The sequence below is a fragment of the Neisseria sp. P0008.S010 genome, from assembly GCF_051962715.1.
Classification (GTDB): domain Bacteria; phylum Pseudomonadota; class Gammaproteobacteria; order Burkholderiales; family Neisseriaceae; genus Neisseria; species Neisseria elongata.
Genome location: NZ_JBQCVA010000194.1, coordinates 1 through 372, shown reverse-complemented (window position 1 = coordinate 372; position 372 = coordinate 1). Strand labels below are relative to the sequence as shown.

Here is a 372-nt window from a genome sequence, read left to right as displayed (position 1 = left end):
GACTACAAGGGTATCTAATCCCTTTTGCTCCCCACGCTTTCGTGCCTGAGCGTCAGTAACTGTCCAGGAGGCTGCCTTCGCCATTGGTGTTCCTCACGATATCTACGCATTTCACTGCTACACCGTGAATTCCGCCTCCCTCTCCAGTACTCTAGCCGGATAGTTTCGGGCGCAGTTTCGAGGTTAAGCCTCGAGCTTTCACACCCGACACACCCGGCCGCCTGCGCACCCTTTACGCCCAGTGAATCCGAACAACGCTTGCAGTCTCTGTATTACCGCGGCTGCTGGCACAGAGTTAGCCACTGCTTCCTCTCCGGGTTAAATCAGGCCGTATGCTATTAACATACGACGTTTTGTCCCCGGTGACAGGGG

The 372-nt window shown here is 55.4% G+C and carries 1 rRNA gene; it reads right to left on the bottom strand.

The annotated features are described in order from the left end of the window. A 16S ribosomal RNA gene (locus tag ACTHSL_RS13185) occupies nucleotides 1-372 on the bottom strand; the annotation flags it as partial.